General features: G+C 63.7%; 17 protein-coding genes. 13 read left to right on the forward strand and 4 right to left on the reverse strand.

Annotated elements, in window-relative coordinates; genetic code table 11:
- From NCR37_RS08030 to NCR37_RS08050, 5 genes are all read left to right on the forward strand, one after another.
- A partial coding sequence (locus NCR37_RS08030; RefSeq protein ID WP_250472532.1) for a hypothetical protein occupies positions 1-227 on the forward strand: 227 nt, incomplete at its 5' end.
- Positions 228-393: 166 nt separating this feature from the next.
- A complete protein-coding gene (locus NCR37_RS08035; RefSeq protein ID WP_250472533.1) occupies positions 394-1605 on the forward strand; it encodes a DUF2863 family protein in 1212 nt (403 codons plus the stop codon).
- A gap of 187 nt (positions 1606-1792) precedes the next feature.
- Complete coding sequence (locus tag NCR37_RS08040; protein ID WP_250472534.1) at positions 1793-2602, forward strand: helix-turn-helix transcriptional regulator; 810 nt, start codon at positions 1793-1795, stop codon at positions 2600-2602.
- A 67-nt stretch (positions 2603-2669) separates the two neighbouring features.
- Positions 2670-3344 (forward strand): hypothetical protein, encoded by a 675-nt coding sequence (locus NCR37_RS08045; RefSeq protein ID WP_250472535.1) that lies wholly within the window; start codon positions 2670-2672, stop codon positions 3342-3344.
- 147 nt (positions 3345-3491) lie between these two features.
- On the forward strand, positions 3492-4094 hold the full coding sequence (locus tag NCR37_RS08050; RefSeq protein ID WP_250472536.1) for a BspC domain-containing protein: 603 nt from the start codon (positions 3492-3494) through the stop codon (positions 4092-4094).
- Between the two features lie 87 nt (positions 4095-4181).
- Here NCR37_RS08050 and NCR37_RS08055 read toward each other — a convergent pair whose 3' ends face one another.
- Positions 4182-5342 (reverse strand): M14 family metallopeptidase, encoded by a 1161-nt coding sequence (locus tag NCR37_RS08055; protein ID WP_250472537.1) that lies wholly within the window; start codon positions 5340-5342, stop codon positions 4182-4184.
- Between the two features lie 24 nt (positions 5343-5366).
- Positions 5367-6146 carry a peroxide stress protein YaaA gene (yaaA, locus tag NCR37_RS08060; RefSeq protein ID WP_250472538.1) on the reverse strand — a complete coding sequence of 260 codons (780 nt, stop codon included), beginning with the start codon at positions 6144-6146 and terminating at the stop codon, positions 5367-5369.
- A gap of 55 nt (positions 6147-6201) precedes the next feature.
- Here yaaA and NCR37_RS08065 point away from each other — a divergent pair, with 55 nt between their 5' ends.
- The 8 genes from NCR37_RS08065 (at position 6202) to NCR37_RS08100 (ending at position 14227) form a co-directional block, all read left to right on the forward strand.
- Positions 6202-6687: a putative toxin-antitoxin system toxin component, PIN family gene (locus NCR37_RS08065; RefSeq protein WP_250472539.1), complete on the forward strand. Its 486-nt coding sequence runs from the start codon at positions 6202-6204 to the stop codon at positions 6685-6687.
- Between the two features lie 42 nt (positions 6688-6729).
- Entirely contained in the window at positions 6730-7911 is a 1182-nt protein-coding gene (locus tag NCR37_RS08070; protein WP_250472540.1) for a pyridoxal phosphate-dependent aminotransferase, read from the forward strand.
- Positions 7912-7973: 62 nt separating this feature from the next.
- Positions 7974-9515 (forward strand): 3-hydroxyacyl-CoA dehydrogenase, encoded by a 1542-nt coding sequence (locus NCR37_RS08075; protein WP_250472541.1) that lies wholly within the window; start codon positions 7974-7976, stop codon positions 9513-9515.
- Positions 9512-10300, forward strand: a complete 789-nt coding sequence (locus NCR37_RS08080; RefSeq protein ID WP_250472542.1) for an oxepin-CoA hydrolase, alternative type — start codon at positions 9512-9514, stop codon at positions 10298-10300. The genes NCR37_RS08075 and NCR37_RS08080 overlap by 4 nt, the downstream gene beginning before the upstream one ends.
- 4 nt (positions 10301-10304) lie before the next feature.
- Entirely contained in the window at positions 10305-11030 is a 726-nt protein-coding gene (locus tag NCR37_RS08085) for a histidine phosphatase family protein (RefSeq protein WP_250472543.1), read from the forward strand.
- Positions 11031-11059: 29 nt separating this feature from the next.
- Positions 11060-12172, forward strand: coding sequence for a phosphotransferase (locus tag NCR37_RS08090; RefSeq protein WP_250472544.1), 1113 nt, complete (start codon positions 11060-11062; stop codon positions 12170-12172).
- Between the two features lie 22 nt (positions 12173-12194).
- Complete coding sequence (locus tag NCR37_RS08095) at positions 12195-13421, forward strand: acyl-CoA dehydrogenase family protein (RefSeq protein ID WP_250472545.1); 1227 nt, start codon at positions 12195-12197, stop codon at positions 13419-13421.
- Between the two features lie 116 nt (positions 13422-13537).
- Complete coding sequence (locus NCR37_RS08100; RefSeq protein ID WP_250472546.1) at positions 13538-14227, forward strand: glutathione binding-like protein; 690 nt, start codon at positions 13538-13540, stop codon at positions 14225-14227.
- On the opposite strand, the gene NCR37_RS08105 is transcribed toward NCR37_RS08100, so the two are convergent.
- Both NCR37_RS08105 and NCR37_RS08110 read right to left on the reverse strand, forming a co-directional pair.
- A complete protein-coding gene (locus tag NCR37_RS08105; RefSeq protein ID WP_250472547.1) occupies positions 14224-14679 on the reverse strand; it encodes a MaoC family dehydratase in 456 nt (151 codons plus the stop codon). The two genes, NCR37_RS08100 and NCR37_RS08105, sit on opposite strands and share 4 nt — an antisense overlap.
- A gap of 216 nt (positions 14680-14895) precedes the next feature.
- Complete coding sequence (locus tag NCR37_RS08110; RefSeq protein ID WP_250472548.1) at positions 14896-15345, reverse strand: DUF1178 family protein; 450 nt, start codon at positions 15343-15345, stop codon at positions 14896-14898.
- Between the last annotated feature and the right edge of the window lie 82 nt (positions 15346-15427).

A 15427-nucleotide genomic window follows, 5' to 3' on the forward strand; every position in this document is an offset into this window, starting at 1 on the left:
TACCTCGCCGCATCGAGCACTTAGCTCAACCGCTTCGTCTTGCGTCGCTGCATCAGCAGCAGAGAAACGAGATTATGTACGTCGTTTCGGTCAGTGTCAACAAGTTTTTGAAGCATTTCACTCGTCAACCGCGCTTGAAACACTTCTCACTTTCCAAGCCCCAACCACGACACCACTACCTCCCGCTTCCTTCGCGTTCGTTGAATCGCGAAGGAACGGAATTGTAGTGAGTGCCAACGCCGATCGCAAGGGCACTAGCAATTTTTTTTGCGATCGTTCGAAACATCAACGTGGCTCCCGGGCGCCTATCGACAGCCGACGCGCGCATCCCGTAAAACAGCCGGCCGAACGACTACAATAAAAGGTTCTTCGCCCCAATGAACCTGTATTAATATGCGCACGCGAACTTCTAAACGCCTCCCACCAGACGCGGACAAACTCGTCAGCCTCTCTCTCGCGCTTTTCGCCTCGGGCAGCCGCGTCGAAGATCGCTTCTGGGAAGCCCGCCTGGACACCCTCATCGCCAAACTGGTGCGCAACGGCAACCAAACAACTCTAGATGCTGCGCTGGATCACCTGCAGCAAGCTCATCCCGACGCCTACGGCGCGTTGGCCGACATGGCGGAAACGCATAGCGAGTCGTTCAAGATCGATATCGACGGCGTGCCGCACGAGTCTCTCCTGATCGCCGCGCCGGTGCTCGCGTGGACGCGCTATGCGATTCCATCAGGCACGCTCAAGACCGACTCTGTCGACGCCCTCCGCACGCAGTTGCAGGCGCACGTGCTGGCTAGCGGCGCACGCCTTGCCGTCGCGCCGTATCTGTACAGCATCGACCAATTGCCGCGGCATCATGTCGATACGGCGCGTCTCGCGCAACAGTTGACGCAGGCGGCGCTCGGCGGTGCCAGCGCGCGCATCAATCTGGCTGACTTGCCGGAGACGTCGCCGATCCTCGCCGATCCGCGCTTTCTGCTCGCTGTCGCCGTTGTCCCGGCGGGCGAAGCCTTCTTCCGCTGGCAGGAAGACGAGAACGGAGCGCGGATCGAGCGCAGTCAATGTCTCGAACAATGGGCGGCGCAGGGCGGCGCCAGCTTCGCGAGCATTCTTCCCGGCTGCGAATTCGAATGTTTGCTGCCTGATGCCTACTATTCGGCGTGTCGGGATGCCGACGAGCAAGTACGCCCTCACACCGTGCGCACCGCTGTCCGATACCTCTTCGATACGCTCGGCACCGGCCCGCAAGAATTGCGCGCGGTCATCGCTGGCTTCGGCGAGCGCCGCATCGACGAATATCGCATTGGATTCACCCGGCGCGGCAGCAACGACGTGATCTATGGCGTCGTTTGGCCGCTGTACGGACGCGAGAACGGCGAGGCGGGCCTCGAAGATGAAGCCGAACTGGAAGGCGCTGACGGTCCGGTCGAAGAGATCGTCGAGCTGCTCAGAAAGTCCGGCGTCACCGATGTTCGTCGCCACGCCGGACGCTTCGAGCCGGAGTTCTGCGATGACTGCGGCGTGCCGCTTTACGCCGATCCGCTAGGCGAGATCGTTCACGCCGAGATGCCCGAGGACGCCGAACCCGCGCAGCCCCACTTCCATTGACACGCGTCAATGCTTCAGCAGATCGGCAAAAGCCCCGCCCTCGCGCGGGGCTTTGTGCTTTTCGCCTATGCCATTCGGATAGGGGGCGCGATCGCAAGAAGTTTGTCAATATCACGCCAACGCCGACATTCGCTGGCGTTCGGTTCCGCCGCGAGTGAGCGTCGGATGTATTGACAAGAGGTTAAGCATGAAAATAATGATCATGGGTTCGGACGCGGAGCGCCGTGCGGGCCTCAAAACACTGCTGCGCCGTGTCGCACGTCAAGCGCAGTTCACTGAAGTCAGAGACTGGCGGCAGGCGGGATCTGCGCTGAAGCGCATGGAGGCCCGCATGATCGTCATTGATTGGGCGGACAGCATGCGCATGAGCGAGCTCCAAACGCTGCTCGACAACGCGCCCGCCGTTCCCGCCGCGGTCATGGTTGACCGCTCCGGCGCCGCACAGGTCTACATGCTCATGAGCGCGGGCGCAATGGGCGTCATTCCTCGCACGCTCGAACCCATCCTCATTTTGCGCGCGCTCGAGATGGTGCTTATCGGCGGTCACTATGTTCCGCCGGATGTCATCGATCTCGCGCCCATCCGCGGTCTGCCCATCCGCCGTCAGCACGCCCTTGCCGCAATGCCGGATACCGTGCGCGCTCATCCGACGCTTTCGCCGCGCCAGCAACAGATCATGCGCTGCGTGCATATGGGAAGCACGAACAAAATGATCGCGAAGACGCTCGGCATCAGCGAAGGCACCGTCAAGATTCATCTTGCAAGTATCTTCCAGCAGCTCGGGGCGACGAACCGTGCGGCGGCGGTCGCCATTTACAACGGCGTGCAGAATTCGTATCTGGAGATTCTGCGCAGCGATGCCGAGCAAGCCATCCGCGCAACGCCGGGCGAGTCCCATGTGGTCCCGCTGCGCAGGCGGCGCGCGAAATATCCGCCGCTCGAGAACCAGGAAGGCGCTTCGCTGCCCATGGCCGCAGAGCCCGAGGCGTCGTTCTAGCAACAATCGCGGGATTCGGGTTCGTTGATTGCGCACACGTTTCAAACGTAACGAGTAATATGCAGGCATGGGGTTCTTCTACACACCGCTACCGCTTTGGCTGACCGTCGGCAGTTGGATTGTTGCCGCGGGGCTGCTTGCACTCGTCCTGGTGCAGCGGCCATTCAATCGCCTGCAGGACGCCACGCTCCAGCACGTCTGGCTCGGCGTGATCGTCTCGGTAACGGTGCTATGGGCCTGCAACGCATGGTTCGATGACGGGCCCGTCATCCACCTGCTGGGCGCCACGCTAATGGTCACGCTGTTCGACTGGCGGCTCGCGCTCATCGGCACGGCCGCGAGCACAGGGCTCGCAGCCGTGGTGCTCGACGCCTCTTGGCTCTCGGTCGCAATCACGTACCTTCTCTTCGGTGCCGTGCCCGTCGCGGTATCGACACTGCTGCAGCGTCTGTCCAACGCATGGCTGCCGCGCAACCTCTTCACCTTCATCGCAGGCCACGGGTTTATCGTGTCGGCCGCAGCAGTGGCGGCTGCTTGCGGCTCGACCGTGTTACTCGAGGCAGCGCTTGCCGGTGGTGCGGTGAATGTGCCCGCTGCATTCACGCGCGGAGCGCTATTGCTCGGTGCCGGTGAGTCCTTGTTCACCGGACTTCTCACCATTTTGATCACGGTGTACAAGCCGGCGTGGATCACCACGTACGACGTGCGCCGCTATCGCCTGGACCGTGGTCCGCGGGTTTGACGTCGATCTAGAAGAACATCCGCGCGCACCGCAGACCACGCCTTCTCGCATGCTTCGCGTTCCGACACGCGCACAAAGTGCGATAAGATTGAACTCCTTCCCCACACGAGGCATCTTACTTGCCCGTGTCTTCTTAGCGCCAAATTGATGGAAAGTAACTTTGCACCGCGCCGGCTGATGAGCCTCGTCGGCCGGTTCGCGGTATGCGCCGCGCTTCTGTGCGCGACGTCCGCCTTTGCCGATACGCTCGACGAGCGCAATGAACTGGTTCATCACTTCGTGACCGATTTCAACGCCAATCCGCTGGTCGCGGATTGCGCCGCGCATGGCAACTTCATCGCCAGCACGTCGGCGGCCTTCGATCACGTCGAATTCCCGCCTGTTTCATTCGATTCATCGCATTCCACCATCGAACCGTGGAACGACTCGTTCGACGAGAAGAAGCAGCGCATCAAGGTCGACAATGTGGTGACCGTCGAAGGACAAGGCGTCGGGAAAAGCGGCGAGAAAGATTCGACGCCGCTCAAATTCCGTTGTGGCTATGTCGGCAGTCAAATGCTCGCCTTCGGATGGAACGACCCGGTCCCGCCGTTGCGTCCGCATGCAGAGCCGCGCAGCACGTCCGGCAAGAAAGGCAAGCACGGCGCGAAGACGAAGTCGTCATCGAAGAAAGCGGCAGCGGCAGGCAAAAGCACGAGCAGCGGCACGAGCAGCGGCAAGAGCGCGAAAAAGGCGTCGAAGAAACACTAGCCGGCCTAAGCGGCGTGGCATGAACAAAGGGCGTGGCCATCGCAAGACGGCCGCGCCCTTTTCATTGTTTGCAGATAGCGGCCGCCGTCACGCCGCGAACGCCTGCAATTGCCAGAGAATCGCCTGCAGCATGGCGGCGCCGAGCGCCGCACTGCGTTCACCGTTCCAGCCGACGCGCTCGTCCGGCAGATCAGCGTTGTCCTTGAACGGCATTTCGAGCGTGAGCGACAGACACTTGTACTCTTGGCTCATGTACTTGGACGCGAGCTTGAGCGCATCTTCGCGATATTTGCCGCTCTCATAGCCGTGCACATCCTGAAAGTCAGGACTTGCCTGCTTGAAGAACTCCACGAACGCCTTCTGCTCCTTCGCCTGTTGCTCGGTGAAGGCCGGCAGCATCTCCGACCCGGCGACGAACACGTGCGGGATGGCTTCGTCGCCGTGGATATCGAAGAACATGTCGCAACCCGTCGCACGAATCGCGTCGCGCACGACCAGCACTTCGGGGCTGCGCTCGGCGCTCGGCTCCATCCATTCGCGGTTCAGGTTCGCGCCCGCGGCATTCGTGCGCAGATTGCCGAGCACGCTGCCGTCGGGATTCATGTTCGGCACGATATGAAACACCGCGCGATCGAACAGCGCCCGCGCGACCGGATCGCCCGACCAATCGCCCCAGCCTGCAAGACGTTTCACGAGCCCTTCGACGAACCATTCCGCCATCGTCTCGCCAGGATGCTGGCGCGCGATGATCCATACGTTCCTCTTGGGACGCGCGGCCGCCTCGTCGTTCAGTCCCAGCGTGAGCAACGACACGGGCCGGTTCTCGACCGTGCGGCCGAGTTCCGTCAACGTTGCATGCGGCATCTGCTGAACCGCGCCGAGAAACTCCGAATGACGCTCCTCGCTATACGGCTCGAAATACGCATAGTAGACGCGATCGAAGTCCGGCGTGTGATCGATCGTCAGCACGCGGCCGTCGTACTGCGTCGGCACGCGGAACCAGTTCACGCGATCGTAGCTCGCGACCGCCCGATAGTCGCGCCATCCATCGGCGAAGGCACACTGCGCCGCGTTCTCGAACGTCATCACGAGGCGCTCGCCGCGCGCGCCCGAGACGCGAAAGTAGAACCACTGCGCGAAGTCGGCCTTCGTGTCCGGACGCACGCGCAGGCGAACGTTCGCGGGATTGCTCGCGTCGATGATCTCGACCGCGCCTGCGTCGAAATTGCTGGTAATCGAAATGCTCATGATGATGTCCTTGATGCGCCTGTCTCACTCCGCGACGCGGCGGCGAAACACATAAGTCGTATCGTTCGATGCATTCGCGTCGAACCGGTAGCCTTCGCTGTCGAAGCCCTTCAGCGCTTCTGGCTCGTCGATTCTCTTCTGCACCGCGTAACGCGCCATCAGACCTCGCGCGCGCTTCGCGTGAAAGCTGATGATCTTGTAGCGGCCGCCCTTCCAGTCCTCGAAGACCGGCGAGACGACGGGCACGTCGAGCTGCTTCGGCTTCACCGACTTGAAATATTCCTCCGACGCGCAGTTGACCAGCACGCGCGCGCCGCGCTGCCGCCTAAACTGCTCGTTGAGCGCCGCCGTGATGCGCTCGCCCCAGAATGCATACAAATCCTTGCCGCGAGCGTTCGGAAACTTGGTGCCCATTTCCAGCCGATACGGCTGCAGCAGGTCTAGCGGCCGCAGCAGTCCATACAAGCCTGACAGCACGCGCACATGATTCTGCGCGTAGTCGAGATCGGCGGAAGTCAGCGTCTTAGCCGCGAAGCCTTCATACACATCGCCGTTGAAGGCGAGCACCGCCTGCTTCGAATTGTGCGCGTCGAAGGTCTTCGACCATTCGGCATAACGCTGGAAGTTGAGCGCCGCGAGTTGATCCGAGATGCCCATCATGCCGCCGATCTGCTGCGGCGAAAGCTGCCGCAAGCCTTTGATCAACTCGGCGGCGTCATCGACGAATTCGGGCAGCGTGTGCTTCTTGATGTGAGCGGGCGTCTCGTAGTCGAGCGATTTAGCGGGCGAGAGAACGATTATCATGGAGGCTCGCCGGCACCCCGCCGGCGACATAGGCATAAACCCCCGATTGTATCGAATGGAAAATTCCGCCGCGCCGCCTCACAATCTGCGGGTCGTGCTCGATTCGAACGTGTGGATCGACATACTCGTGTTCGACGATCCGGCCACGCGGCCGATCCGCGCCGCGCTCGAAGCCCGCGCGCTCGATGCGCTGATCGACGCCCGGTGCCTTGCGGAACTCACGCACGTGCTCGACTATCCGCAGTTCGTGCGCATGGGCATCGACAAGTCGGCGGCGCTCGGGAAGCTCGCGAGTCTGTCGCAGTTGGTTGCCCCCGAAGCATCGCCGGATGCGCCTGCCTTGCCGAAGTGCCGCGACCGCGACGACCAGAAGTTTCTCGAACTCGCGCAGGCCTCGCAGGCGGACTGGCTCGTCTCGAAAGATCGCGCGGTGCTGAAGCTCGCGCGCCGCGTCGCGCGCGACTTCGCGTTTCGCATCGCCGAGCCCAAGCCGTTCGTCGCCGCGCTCGAAGCGCACGCCGGCATGGCCGCCCTTGCCTGATCACCGCATGTGACTACCGCTCAGCCCACGTCCTACTACGCTATGAACGCTACGCACGAACTGAATCCGGCCGCACCCGATCTGTCCTTCCCGTCGCGTCTGCCGAATGTCGGCACGACTATTTTCACCGTGATGAGCGCGCTCGCCGCGCAAAAAGGCGCGGTGAATCTGGGCCAGGGCTTCCCCGATTTCGACTGCGACGCGCGCATCGTCGATGCCGTCGCCTCCGCCATGCGCGACGGCCACAACCAGTATCCGCCGATGTCGGGCGCCGCGCCGTTGCGCCAGGCGATCGCGCGCAAGATCGAGGCGCTCTACGGCCGCGCCTACGACGCCGACCGCGAGATCACCGTCACGGCAGGCGCGACGCAGGCGCTGCTGACGGCCGTGCTGTGCTGCGTGCATCCGGGCGATGAGGTCGTCGTGATCGAGCCGATGTACGACAGCTACGTGCCGGCCATCGAACTCGCGGGCGGCAAGCCGGTATTCGTCTCGCTCGAAGCGCCCGACTACGCGCTGCCCTTCGATAAGATCGCTGCGGCCATCACGCCGAAGACGCGCCTTCTGATGATCAACACGCCGCACAATCCGACGGGCCGCGTGTGGCGCGATACGGACATGCGCAAGCTCGAAGACATCGTGCGCGGGACGAACCTGCTGATCGTGTCCGACGAAGTCTATGAACACATGGTCTACGACGGCGCGCCGCACGAAAGCGTGTCGCGCTATCCGGAGCTCGCGCAGCGCAGTTTCGTCGTGTCCAGTTTCGGCAAGACCTTTCACGTAACGGGCTGGAAAATCGGCTATGTGGCCGCGCCCGCCGCGCTGACCGCCGAGTTCCGCAAAGTTCATCAGTTCAACGTGTTCACGGTGAACACGCCGATGCAAGTCGGGCTCGCCCACTATCTGGAAGATCCGAAGCCGTATCTGGAACTGCCCGCGTTCTATCAGAAGAAGCGCGACTTCTTCCGCGCCGGGCTCGCCGATACGCGCTTCTCGCTTCTGCCTTGCGACGGAACCTACTTCCAGTGCGTCGATTATTCCGCGATCAGCGACATGCCCGAGGCCGAATTCTCGCAATGGCTGACGAGCGAGATCGGCGTCGCGGCGATTCCCGTGTCGGCGTTCTATCACGAGTCCCACGAGTCGGGCGTCGTGCGCTTCTGCTTCGCGAAGAAGGAAGAGACGCTCGCGCTCGCGCTGGACCGACTGCGCAAGCTCTGAGCGTCGTCTTGCTGCCGGACACGATAGACAACACAGAGAACATCGAGGAGTCGAAGCGCATCATGAGTCCGCAGGAATACAAGATCGAAACGTTGGGCATTGTCGGCAGCGGCGCGATGGGGCGCGGCATCGCGCAGATCGCGGCGCTCGCCGGACTGACCGTGCGTCTCTACGATGCGAATCCGCAAGCACTGGAAGCCGCGCGTGCGTATCTGTCCGAGACATTCGGCAAGCTCACCGCCAAGGGCAAGCTGAAGGAAGCGGACGCGCACGCCGCGCTCGCCCGCGTCCAAGACGCGACGGACATCGGCGAGCTTTCCGACTGCGGCGCGGTCGTCGAGGCGATCGTCGAGAATCTCGAGATCAAGCGCGGACTCTTTCGCGAACTCGAAGCGGTCGTCGGCGACGCGTGCATTCTGGCGTCGAACACGTCGTCGCTGTCCATTACCGCGATCGCGGCGGGCTGCGCGAAACCGGAACGCGTCGCGGGCTTTCACTTCTTCAACCCGGTGCCGCTCATGCGCGTGGTCGAAGTCATCGACGGCTTGCGCGGCGACCGAAAAGCCGGGGACGCGCTGATGGAACTCGCCCGCCGCATCGGTCACACGCCGGTACGCGCGAAAGACATGCCGGGCTTCATCGTGAATCACGCCGGGCGCGGCATGAACACCGAAGGCCTGCGCGTGGCGAGCGAAGGCGTCGCGAGTTTCGCGGACATCGACCGCATCATGCGCGAGCAGGCGGGCTTTCGGCTCGGGCCGTTCGAGCTGCTGGATCTGACCGCGCTCGACGTCTCGCATCCGGTGATGGAGTCGATCTATCACCAGTTCTACGAGGAGCCGCGCTTCACGCCTTCGCCCATCACCGGCACGCGGCTCGCGGGCGGGCTGATCGGGCGCAAGGCGGGCGAAGGGTTTTATCGCTACGTGGAAGGCAAGCAGCAAGTGCCGGACGAGCCGCCCGCGCCGACGCAATTGCCGGCGCGCGTATGGATCAGCCGCGCGTCGCCCGCTGCGCGCGAGCAGGTGCTCAAAGTGATCGCGAAGCACGACGCCGCCGTGCACATCGACACGGGCAACACGCCCGCGCCCGATTCGCTCATCGTCGTGACGCCGCTCGGCTTCGACGCGACCACGACCGCCGTCGCCGAACATCTCGACGCCACGCGCGTCGTCGCCGTGGATACGCTCTTTCCGCTCGATACGGTCGCGCGCCGCACCGTCATGACGACGCCCGCGACCACGCCCGCCATGCGCGACGCAGCGCACGCGCTCTTCGCCGCCGACGGCGTGCCGGTCACCGTCATCCGCGATTCGACCGGCTTCGTCGCGCAGCGCGTGGTCGCGACCATCGTGAATATCGGCTGCGACATCGCGCAGCAAGGCATCGCGACGCCTGCGGACATTGACCTCGCCGTGACGCTCGGGCTGGGCTACCCGCGCGGGCCGCTCTCGCTCGGCGATTCGCTCGGCGCCACGACCATTCTCACGATTCTGCGCAACATTCAGAGCGCGCTCGGCGATCCGCGCTATCGCCCTTCTCCGTGGCTCACGCGCCGCGCGCAGCTCGGACTTTCGCTTACCCATACCGAGGAGCTCCGATGAGCGCCGAACTGCTGACACACCGGCCCGCAGGCAGCGACACCACGCTCGTGCTCAAGCTGTCCAATCCGGGCGCGCGCAACGCGCTGCATCCGGACATGTACGCGGCCGGCATCGAAGCGCTTTCGACGGCCGAGCGCGACAACTCCGTACGCGCCATCGTGCTCACCGGCGCCGACAACTTCTTCTGCGCGGGCGGCAACCTGAACCGGCTGCTGGAAAATCGCGCGAAAGACCCGTCGGTGCAGGCGCAAAGCATCGACATGCTGGCCGAATGGATCAGCGCGCTGCGGGCGTCGACGAAGCCGGTCATCGCGGCGGTCGAAGGCGCGGCGGCCGGCGCGGGCTTTTCGCTCGCGCTCGCGTGCGATCTGATCGTCGCCGCCGACGACGCGAAATTCGTCATGTCGTATGCGCGCGTGGGCCTCACGCCGGACGGCGGCGCTTCATGGTTCCTGTCGCGCGCCCTGCCGCGCACGCTCGCGAGCGAGGTGCTGCTCGAAGCGAAGCCCATCGGCGCGTCGCGTCTGCACGAAGTCGGCGTCGTCAACCGGCTGACGAAGAAAGGCATCGCGCTGGATGCCGCTATCGCGTGGGCCGACGATCTCGGCAGCGTGTCGCCGAAGGCGCTCGCGCGCATCAAGTCGCTGATGAATGCGGCAGACGTGCAGCCGCTCGCCGCGCATCTCGATATGGAGCGCGACGCTTTCGTGGATGCGCTTCATCACGGCGACGCGCTCGAAGGCATCACCGCGTTCCTCGAAAAACGCCAGCCGAACTATCGCTGAGATCATGGCTCGCTACGACCTGCCGAAGCGGCGGCGCATTTTCCTGATGCGTCACGGCGACGTGACCTATTTCGACGACACCGGCCGCGCCATCGACCCTGAAAGCGTGCCGCTCAACGCGCGCGGCCGCGAGGAAGCGAGCGCGGCGGGCCGCGAGTTCGCCGCGCAAAACGTCCGCTTCGATCGCGTGATCGCGAGCGGCCTGCCGCGCACCATCGAGACGGCCGAGCGCGTGCTCGCGGAAACGGGCCAGGCGGCGCAAATCGAAATCTGGCCGGAGTGGCAGGAGATTCGTGGCGGACGGCTCGCGAATCTTTCCACGAGCGATATCGAGCGCGCCTTCCTCTCCGTGTTCGACGGCGTCGTGCCCGAAGAGACGCAGTTTCTTGGCGGCGAGACCATCGGCCAGTTGCTCGAGCGCGCCTTGCCCGCCGTGACGAGGCTGCGCGCGGACACGTCGTGGGACACGGTGCTGCTCGTGCTGCACGGCGGCGTTAATCGCGCGCTGCTCTCGCATGCGATCACGGCGGGCGGGCGCGCGTTCTTCGGGCATTTGTCGCAGGCAACGGGCTGCATCAACGCGCTCGATGTCGGCGACAAACCCGGCGACTGGGTCGTGCACGCCATCAATCATTCGCCGCCCTCGCCGCTGCACGCGGACGTGCGGAACACGACGATGGAACTGCTTTACGCGCAGTTCGTGAAGTTCAAAGCGAGCGACATGGACTAGGCATCGCGCATACAAAAACGGAGGAGACGATGGCAGACAACGATACAAATCAGCACTCCGACTTTTCAGCATTCGAAGGCACGCGCCCCGTGCACGAAGGCCAACGCTTCGACGCCGATGCGCTCGCGGCATGGCTCGCCGCGCACGTCGATGGCTTCGCCGGCCCGCTCGCCGTCGAGCAGTTCGCGGGCGGTCAGTCCAACCCCACGTTCAAGCTCGTGACGCCGTCGCTCGTGACGCCGTCGCGCGCGTACGTGATGCGCGCAAAGCCCGGCCCCGCCGCCAAGCTGCTGCCGTCGGCGCATGCAATCGAGCGCGAGTATCGCGTGATGGATGCGCTCGCCACTACAGGCGTGCCGGTCGCGCGCATGCTGGCCTTGTGCGAGGACGAAAGCGTGATCGGCCGGGCGTTCTACGTGATGGAGTTCGTCGAAGGCCGCGTGTTGTGGGACCCGTCGCTGCCCGGCATGACGCCCGCCGAACGCGCCGCGATCTACGACGAAACCAACCGCGTCATCGCGGCGCTTCACACGGTCGATGTCGAAGCCGCCGGACTCAACAGCTACGGCAAGCCGGGCAATTACTTCGAGCGGCAGATCGGGCGCTGGAGCAAGCAGTACGTCGCGTCGCAGACCGAGAAGATCGACGCGATGGATCGCCTAATCGACTGGCTGCCGCAGCATGTCCCTGCGTCGTCGGCGGCGAAAGTCAGTGTCGTGCATGGCGACTTCCGGCTAGATAACCTCATCTTTCATCCGAACGAGCCGCGCGTGCTCGCGGTACTCGACTGGGAACTCTCGACGCTCGGCGATCCGCTCGCCGATTTCGCGTATCACTGCATGGCGTGGCATGTCGATCCGTCGCAGTTCCGCGGCATCGCCGGGCTGGACTGGACCGCGCTCGGCATTCCCGACGAAGCCGCGTACGTCGCGCGTTATTGCGAGCGGACGGGCTTGAACATCGAGGGCGACTGGAACTTCTATCTCGCCTACAACATGTTCCGCATCGCCGCGATCCTGCAAGGCATCATGAAGCGCGTCGTGGATGGCACGGCGGCGAGCGCGCAAGCCATCGACGCAGGCCGCCGCGCCCGGCCGATGGCCGAACTCGCATGGCGATACGCGCAGAAAGCCGGCGCATGACAACGGATCAGGAGACGAGCCCATGAACTTCGAATACACGCCGAAAGTGGAGGCGTTGCGCGCGAAACTGCACGCTTTCTTCGACGCGCATATCTATCCGAACGAGAACGCATTCCGCGACGAAATCGCGGCGAATCGCGCGGCCGGCAACGCGTGGGTTCCGACGCGCCTCATCGAAGCGTTGAAGGACAAAGCGCGCGGCGAGGGGCTGTGGAACTTGTTCCTGCCGTCGTCGGAACGCGGCGCCGGTCTGACGAATCTCGAATACGCGCCGCTTTGCGAGATCATGGGCCGCGTGCCGTGGGCGCCCGAAGTCTTCAATTGCAGCGCGCCCGACACGGGCAACATGGAGACCATCGAACGCTACGGCACGGATGCGCAAAAAGCCCAATGGCTCGAACCGCTTCTGCGGGGCGAGATCCGCTCGGCGTTTTTGATGACTGAGCCGGAAGTCGCTTCATCGGATGCCACGAATATCCGCTGTAGCATCACGCGCGACGGCGACAGCTACGTCATCGATGGCCACAAGTGGTGGTCGTCCGGCGCGGGCGATCCGCGCTGCAAGGTGTTCATCGTGATGGGCAAGACCGACCCGGACGCGCCGAAGCACGCGCAGCAGTCGATGAGTCTCGTGCCGGCGGATGCGGAAGGCATCACCGTGCATCGCCCGCTGAACGTGTTCGGCTACGACGACGCGCCGCACGGTCACATGGACATCACGCTCGACAAGGTCCGCGTGCCGGCCGCCAACATGCTGCTCGGCGAAGGACGCGGCTTCGAGATCGCACAGGGGCGGCTCGGGCCGGGACGCATCCATCATTGCATGCGGCTGATCGGGCTCGCGGAGCGCGCGCTGGAACTCATGGCGAAGCGCACGCTTACGCGCGTCGCGTTCGGCAAGCCCGTCGCGCAACATGGCGTGACGCAGGAACGCATCGCCGAGGCGCGCATCATGATCGACCAGGCGCGGCTGCTCACGCTGAAGGCCGCCTACATGATGGATACCGTCGGCAACAAGGGCGCGCGCGGCGAGATCGCGATGATCAAGGTGGTCGCGCCGAACGTCGCGTGTCAGGTAATCGACTGGGCGATCCAGGCGCACGGCGCGGCGGGCGTCTGCGACGATTTTCCGCTCGCGTACGCGTACGCCTCGGCGCGCACGTTGAGGCTTGCGGACGGACCCGACGAAATGCATCGCAATGCGATTGCAAAGCTGGAGCTTGCGAAATACATGGAACCGCGCCACTGATTCACCGTAGCGAGCCACGGGCGAATTCTGCACGGCCAGCGCAAACATGCTCTAATTTTCGCTGCCATTCCGCGAGCCGCGCGCGAATGCGTCACCTGCAAGAACGAGGAGCGCACATGATCGACGTGTATAGCTGGCCGACGCCCAACGGGCACAAGATTCACATCATGCTGGAGGAAACCGGCCTCGAATACCGGGCTCATCCCGTCGATATCGGCGCGGGCGACCAGTTCACGCCCGACTTTCTCGCCATCAGCCCGAACAACAAGATTCCCGCGATCATCGACAACGACGGTCCGGAAGGCAAGCCGTTCGCGCTGTTCGAATCGGGCGCGATCCTCGTGTATCTCGCGGAGAAAACCGGCAAGTTCCTGCCCGCCGACGCCATCGGACGCTATACGACCATTCAATGGCTGATGTTCCAGATGGGCGGCGTCGGACCGATGCTCGGGCAGACGCATCACTTCCGTAACTACGCGCCCGAGAAAATCGACTACGCGATCAACCGCTACACCAACGAAGCGCGCCGGCTCTACGGCGTGATGGACAAGCAACTCGGCGTCACGCAATACCTCGCGGGAAACGAGTACACGATTGCGGACATCGCGACGTTTCCGTGGACGCGCTCGTGGGAGAACCAGGGTATCGTGCTCGATGAATTCCCGAACGTGAGGCGCTGGTTCGATGCGATCGCGGCGCGGCCGGCCGTGGAGCGCGGCGTGCAGGTGCTGGCGCGCGAACGCAAGCCCTTCACGGACAAGGAGAAGGAAGTGCTGTTCGGCGCGACGCAGTACGCGAAGCGCTAGATCGCGGCAGGCGTCCGCAGGCCGAAGAGCGCAGCGGAATCGACGGTCAGCACCAGTTCGCCGTCCTGATTATGCGCTTCCCAGCGTGTCGAGACGATACCGCGATCGGGCTTGCTCTTCGACACGCGCTTGTCCAGCACGCGCACGGTGAGCCGCACCGAGTCGCCGACGCGCACGGGCTTGAGCCAGCGAATGTTGTCGAGACCGGGCGAGCCCATCGACGTCGAATCGGCGAGCATGTCGCGCACGAGAATGCCCATCATTGCGGAGCACGTGTTCCATCCGCTCGCGACCAGTCCGCCGAAATGCGACGCCCTGCCCGCTTCCTTCGAGAGATGAAACGGCTGCGGATCGTAGCGGCTGGCGAAGTCGATGATCTCCTCGCGGCTGAAGGTATGCGCGCTCAGCGTCACCGCCGCGCCGACTTCAAAATCCTCGAAGCTGTAGGTCATGGGTAGGTCCTCTTTTTAGCGTCAGACAATCGAAGGCGGCAGGAAGCGCCGGATCGCGCTCCAAGAAGCGCGTTCGGTGCGATTGATGCGGGGAAATGGGGCAATGCGAGGCGAGACGGCGGCAAGACGGCAGCCGTGACACGCAACGAAGGAATGACGACTCATACGCGATGTCTCCTTGTCGGGCCGAAGCCGGGAAGACGCCGCGTTCAGCCTTTACTGCAGCGGCTCCTTCAACGCGGCCGGCACGGGCAGCGGCATTACTTCGATGCCTTCTTCCAGCAAAGCGTGCGCGTCTTCCGGCGTCGTGACGCCGCGAATATTGCGCGCCGGCGCTTCGTTGTAGTGAATGCGCCGCGCCTCTTCAGCGAAACGTTCGCCCACGTTTTCGGTCTTCTCGATCAGCTCTCGCATGAACTGGAGCGCACGCGCCTGGATGGCGGCCGCATCGGGCGATGCTTTGGGCGCTTGCGCTTGCGCCTGCGCCTCCCCACGCGCCGAAGACAAATTCAGGCGCGGCGCGGACGGCATGCGGCTGACATCCGTCGTCGAGCAAACGGGGCACGCGACCAGCTTGCGGCTCAGCTGCGACTCGAATTCTTCGGTCGAAGCAAACCAGCCTTCAAAGCGATGTTCGTGCGAGCACTTTAAATCGAGGACCTTCATGCTGATGGGACTTCGGTGAGTTTATCTCAGAATCGCGTTTTTCGAACGATCGTGCGTTGATCTCGTGACCTCGGGGCGTCGG

It is taken from the genome of Caballeronia sp. GAFFF1 (assembly GCF_023630705.1).
GTDB lineage: Bacteria > Pseudomonadota > Gammaproteobacteria > Burkholderiales > Burkholderiaceae > Caballeronia.